Consider the following 6,155-nt stretch of genomic DNA (forward strand, 5'->3'; position numbering starts at 1 on the left):
CAAATCACCCCTCACTCTGGAGTAGAGCAAGCTTGCTGTACTCTGGAGCGAGCTCCCTGCGGAGTAGAGCGAGCTTGCTGCGCTCTGCAGGGAGACTATTCTGTAGCAAAATGAGCTTCCTCTGCTTTGTAGCGAGCTTGCTGCGGAAGGCAGCAAGCTGTTTTTGCTTCAGAGCAGCCTTGCTGTGCTTCAAAATTGTCTTGCTGGGGAACAGAGGGAGTACCACCTGTAACGCAGCAAGCTCGAGATATTACACAGCAAGCTTGCTGCGCTCTGCAGAAATGGGATTTTATTGCAACTTTAGTCTGTTTACCACCAAACGAAACATAATAACAACGCGAGTTCATTTAAAAAAATCCCCACAACTGATCTTTTTTCAGTCATAAAAACCTACATACATTTCTTCGGAGTTCTTTTATTTATGGTCAATTCACATCAAATACAAAGCAAGAGACTATTGAACCATATCTAATTTAAAAACAAACGTCATTTTTCACCAACAATTCAACACAAACGACAAATACACTTTAAACAGGCGCTTTTATAAAAAGATATATCTAACTTATGATATGTAAAATTATAAAATAACCAACATGCATTTAACATACGCTACTTGCTGCAAAACGCAGAAATGATCAAAATAAAAAATATGGCAGCGAATTAAGAGAATTTAAAGTTTTTAAATCATCCCAAACAGCTTCAAATACAGACATTCTGAACCCTTGCTCCTATTATGCGAAAATAATTTTCATTATTTAGCGATTATTTTATTAAACTTAAGTAAGGTTATTTAATTGATTGTAAAATCCAAACAAAACACATGTCGAACTAAAACCTAAGTTATGTCACAAAAAAGTGAACACGTCGAATACCTTAAAAAGAAGGTGAAAGAGTACATTCAAAAAGGAGAAACTTTCTTAGAGCGCGTTTCAAGCTATTATGGTACGGTACTTACCGACGAAACAGAAATCGCGCCATTTAAAACTGCCTTTCTAGCATTTAAGGATGCTTATGACAGAAAGGAAGCCATTAACAATCAGAAGAAATCTCTTACCCTTGAGTGCCACGAAAAACAAGAGGTGAGTACTGCAGGCATTCGTGATCTAAGAAAACTGATTGAGGCCTCCCCTTTATGCACACCTGCTATTATGGAGGATTTGGGTTTGAACAATACCAAAAGGTATTTCGAAACAGACGAACAAAAACCCGAACTGACTCCCAAATTGGTTGCCGGAACACCGCAAGTTAAATACCGAAAAAATGGATTTACGGGCATTCGTCTGTTTTGCATTATAAACAACGGTGAGTTTAGATATGAAGAAACGGTGATCACCAATATTTATAAGGACACCAGGCCCAGAATTAATCCCAACCTACCTGAGGTAAGGGAATACTATGCCTACTACTTAGAAAACGACAAAATTGTGGGCCAAAAATCGAATATGGTTAAAATTATTCTTGAGGCCATTTCATAATTCAATAGAGGGTCTCACTTTATTTTGTGGGGCTCTCAAAATTGTTTTTCATGACAAGTGCACCCCTCTCTCTGCCGAGATCTCCCCTAAATAGGGGAGAAATGATATACTAAGATTTGAATCTGATTCAAGCATTGATATAATTAATTGAGAATAAAATTAAGTTCTTTCCCTTTTAGGGAAAGTGCCGGCAGGCGAAAGGGTGATATATTTTAATCAACAATTCTATTTAAATATAACTGAAGCGATTACCGCCTAATCAATTAAGAATAAAAGCGTATTTTGTATTAAAAGTTAATCGAATGAAATATCACGAGATTAAAGAAATAAAGAATAAACTTAGAAATAATGCAACTCCATCTGAGAAGATATTATGGAAACACATTCGTAACAGGCAGCTTTTAGGCCGAAAATTCTTACGACAACATGCTATCATTTACGACTCAAACAAAGACGAACACTTCTTTTTTGTGCCTGACTTTTATTGTGAAGCTGAAAAATTAGCTGTCGAATTGGATGGAAAGATTCATGAATTTACAAAAGAACGAGATGCGACCAGGGATGCCATAATATCAGATTTGAATATAAGGGTCGTCAGAATTAAAAATAAAGAATTGATTAATATTCCTGCAGTTTTAGAAAAGATTAAAACTTATTTTAATCTTGAGGATAATAATCTAGCCTGCAAACGAAAATCAATAAAATAACCTTTTCAAAACATCAATTTCTTTCCCTTTTTAGGGAACCGAAACGAAGTGGAGATCGTGAATACTTTTATAATCATCTATGAACAAAGTGCCGGCAGGCGAAAGGGTGATAAGTTTAAAATAAAAAGTCCAAAGATCTAGTTAATCGGTGCCCTGCACCCCTCTCTCTGCCGAGATCTCCCCTAAATAGGGGAGAAATGATATACTAAGATTTGAATCTGATTCAAGCATTGATATAATTAACTGAGAATAAAATTAAGTTCTTTCCCTTTTAGGGAACCGAAACGAAGTGGAGATCGTGAATACTTTTATAATCATCTATGAACACAGTGCCGGCAGGCGAAAGGGTGATAGGTTTAAAGATAGCAACTCTACCAAAGTCTTGGAAATCTTTAGTCATACCCAGACATTCACAGCTTACAGATAGTCAGAGCATGACCTTTATAGGTCGAGGAATGAACAATTCAAAAAAAAAATTGGTTTAATGTCTCGGAATTTTGTAAATTGATTACGTAAAGCTATTACCAGATATCATTCCCATAAAACAAAGCTCCCTTTCCTCATAGGCGGAAAGGGAGCTTTTAATATTATAGTGTATGCGAATTACAAGCCTTGGCTTGCTCCAAATACAATTGCACCAATAATAATTATTGGGTATAAAGCCAACATGACAATGGTCATGATGCCAACAAATTTGTAATGCGATTTGATATATTTCATTGCCTCGGTAAGCGTCTGCGAGCTACGAGATAATAGAGCTTCTTTAGCCTTATTCGAAAATTGAAGCAAGTAATAAATCGGGAAAAAGTAAACGCCAATCAATATTAAATAAAGAACAGCTATTCCTCCCATTGGCACTTGAGTGTAAGCACTCATCATACTTGAGGCAGCAAACAAACCAATAGAACTAAGAACACCTAAGCCCATAAATACAAAACCTAGAATGGCGAAGAACTTAGTCCACTTACGGGTTTCACGCAAATACACTTCTGCTTGGATTTCCAATACCAATTCATTCTTGTTTTCTTGTTCTCTTACTTCTAAATTCTCCATGGGTCTTAAATCGGTTAAATAAATTTTAAAATGTTTACTAAAGTAATGAAAAAAGACTAAACCATAAATTTACTTTAACTAAGCTTTTTAAAATCAGATCTTCTTTTTATAGATGTTTAAAATGGAACAGCTCACAAACAAAAGAGATGCTCAAAGCACTTTGAATGACATCATTGATATTATCTATAAGGAATTAAGACAAAGAAGTCCGAAAAAAGGCTCTGCATCTTTTTATATTCATACAGTTATTTATATATTTAGGTTCGTTAAAAAAACAAGGCTTGTTTTGAGTGATCATAAATTGACTTTAAACAAGTTATTCTAACTAAGCCACAATAATTATTAGCCCATGAAAATTCACGAATACCAAGCCAAGGAGATTCTAAAATCCTATGGTGTAGCTGTTCCCCAGGGAAAAATTGCCTTTACAGTAAAAGAGGCTGAAGAAGCAGCAAAAGAAATAGGTTTACCTGTCGTTGTTAAAGCACAAATTCACGCTGGAGGCCGCGGAAAAGGTGGAGGTGTGAAATTTGCACCCACTGCTCAAGATGTGAGTCAATACGCTAATGATATTTTAGGTATGACCCTAATCACGCATCAAACGGGTCCTGAAGGACGATTGGTGAAAAAAGTTTGGATTGAAGAAGCTTCGAATATCGCACATGAGTATTATGCGGGTATCGTTCTTGATCGTGCCTCATCAAAGGTGACCTTTATGGTTTCTACCGAAGGGGGAATGGAGATTGAGAAAGTTGCTGAAGAAACACCCGAGAAAATTCTTAAGGTTGGTGTTGATGCTTCAGTTGGACTTCAAGCTTTTCAAGCCAGAGAAATGGCTTTTTCTTTGGGATTAACAGGCTCAGCTTTTAAAAATGGTGTGAAATTCTTTCTAGCTCTATACAAAGCCTATATAGGAACCGATGCTTCTCTTTTCGAAATTAATCCATTGGTTGTAACTAAAGAAGGTGATGTAATCGCACTGGATGCTAAGGCTGATTTTGATAATAATGCCCTTTATCGTCAAAAAAATCTATTGCCATTGCGCGATTTAGACGAAGAGGAACCTTTAGAAATTGAGGCGGGTTATTCTGGATTAAATTACATTAAGCTGGATGGTAATATTGGTTGTATGGTAAATGGTGCTGGTTTGGCTATGGGAACCATGGATATCATCAAATTGACAGGTGGTGAGCCTGCTAACTTCCTTGATGTAGGAGGATCTGCTTCTGCCGAAACGGTAGAGAAAGGTTTCCGTATTATCCTTTCAGATGAAAATGTAAAGGCTGTTTTAATCAATATTTTTGGCGGTATCGTTCGTTGCGATCGTGTTGCCAATGGCGTTATTCAAGCCATCAAAAATATCAATACTAAAGTACCTATTGTTGTTCGTTTACAAGGAACCAATGCTAAAGAAGGTAAAAAACTTCTCGAAGAATCTGGCATGAATATTATTGCCGCTACAGAGCTTAAAGATGCAGCTGAAAAAGTGGTTGCGACATTGGGACAAACAGTTAGTAAGTAGGTATTAGTAAGGGGATCATGCTAAATGCCCCATCACAATTAAAACAATCAACACAATGAGTGTATTAGTCAATAAAGATACAAAACTAGTCGTTCAGGGAATTACTGGTACTGAAGGGGGATTCCATACCCAACAAATGATAGAATATGGCACCAATGTAGTAGCTGGTGTTACGCCGGGTAAAGGCGGACAAAAGTTTATGGATAGTGTACCTGTGTTCGATACAGTAAAAGATGCTGTAGCAAAAACAGGAGCCAATGCATCTGTTATATTTGTACCACCAGCTTTTGCAGCCGATGCAATTATGGAAGCTGCTGATGCAGGTATAGAGCTTGTGGTGTGTATCACCGAAGGGATTCCAACATTGGATATGATTGATGTTCATGAATTCCTTAAAAAACGTCCTAAGACGACTTTAATTGGTCCAAACTGTCCGGGAGTTATCACACCAGGTGTCGCTAAGATTGGTATCATGCCAGGTTTCATTCACAAGCCAGGTAAAATTGGTATTATCTCCCGTTCGGGAACCTTAACATACGAGGCCGTTCACCAGCTAGGTAATGCAGGTTTCGGTCAGTCTACTGCTATTGGTATTGGTGGTGACCCCATTATTGGAACCAAGCATATCGATGCGGTTAAGTTATTAAACGAAGATCCGGATACCGAAGCTATCGTTCTTATTGGTGAGATTGGAGGATCGGATGAAGAAGATGCTGCCGCTTATATTGCCAAGTACGTGAAAAAGCCTGTCGTGGCTTTTATTGCTGGTCAAACAGCGCCCGAAGGTAAACGCATGGGACATGCTGGTGCAATTATCGCAGGTGGTAAAGGAACAGCTGCTGAAAAGATGGAAGCACTCGCCGCTGCTGGTATTCACGTGGTGAAATCTCCTGCCGATATAGGAAACAAAATGAAAGAAGTTTTGGGATAATCCTCAAAGCTTATAACAATACAAAAGCCGTTCTAATAAAGAGCGGCTTTTATTTTTCATTCCAATAATACACCCTTTCGCCTACCGGCACTTTGTTCATAGATAATTATAAAAGTATTCACGATCTCCACTTCGTTTCGGTTCCCTAAAGGGAAAGATTCTTGAATTAACTTAGAATATTAATTCGTAGTTATTTTCACTCTCCCTTTCAAGGGGAGATGTCCGAAGGACAGAGGGGTGTTTGTTATAATCTTTCCTTGATTTAAGGTCAAACTCATTTTTTTTTCTAACAAATTACAATTAACACTTAGTTTTTACTGAGAGGAATGCTGAAACAAACTCTCGTTCCATGTAAATCTTTGTTCAATGTTTTAAGATCAGTCACAACGATACTTAAGTCATTTTTAGAATAGTAATTATAAATCCTAACTCTGTCGTTCAATATTTCTGTAGCCATTGATTTATGA

5 protein-coding genes are annotated in these 6,155 nt (G+C 37.3%); 4 read left to right on the forward strand and 1 reads right to left on the reverse strand.

The window, feature by feature from the left end; genetic code table 11:
* Positions 1 to 842 precede the first annotated feature (842 nt).
* A complete protein-coding gene (locus tag ABY905_RS12815; protein ID WP_372644491.1) occupies positions 843 to 1,475 on the forward strand; it encodes a hypothetical protein in 633 nt (210 codons plus the stop codon).
* 302 nt (positions 1,476 to 1,777) lie between these two features.
* Entirely contained in the window at positions 1,778 to 2,182 is a 405-nt protein-coding gene (locus ABY905_RS12820; RefSeq protein WP_372644493.1) for an endonuclease domain-containing protein, read from the forward strand.
* A gap of 603 nt (positions 2,183 to 2,785) precedes the next feature.
* Here the strand turns inward: ABY905_RS12820 and ABY905_RS12825 are convergent.
* Positions 2,786 to 3,235, reverse strand: a complete 450-nt coding sequence (locus ABY905_RS12825) for a hypothetical protein (RefSeq protein ID WP_372644495.1) — start codon at positions 3,233 to 3,235, stop codon at positions 2,786 to 2,788.
* Positions 3,236 to 3,584: 349 nt separating this feature from the next.
* Between ABY905_RS12825 and sucC the strand changes: the two genes are divergently transcribed.
* Positions 3,585 to 4,757: an ADP-forming succinate--CoA ligase subunit beta gene (gene sucC / locus ABY905_RS12830; RefSeq protein ID WP_372644497.1), complete on the forward strand. Its 1,173-nt coding sequence runs from the start codon at positions 3,585 to 3,587 to the stop codon at positions 4,755 to 4,757.
* 55 nt (positions 4,758 to 4,812) lie between these two features.
* Entirely contained in the window at positions 4,813 to 5,688 is an 876-nt protein-coding gene (gene sucD / locus ABY905_RS12835; RefSeq protein ID WP_372644499.1) for a succinate--CoA ligase subunit alpha, read from the forward strand.
* Positions 5,689 to 6,155: the final 467 nt, after the last annotated feature.

The sequence above is a fragment of the Ancylomarina sp. genome (genome assembly GCF_041555295.1).
In the GTDB taxonomy this organism is placed as follows: Bacteria; Bacteroidota; Bacteroidia; order Bacteroidales; family Marinifilaceae; genus Ancylomarina.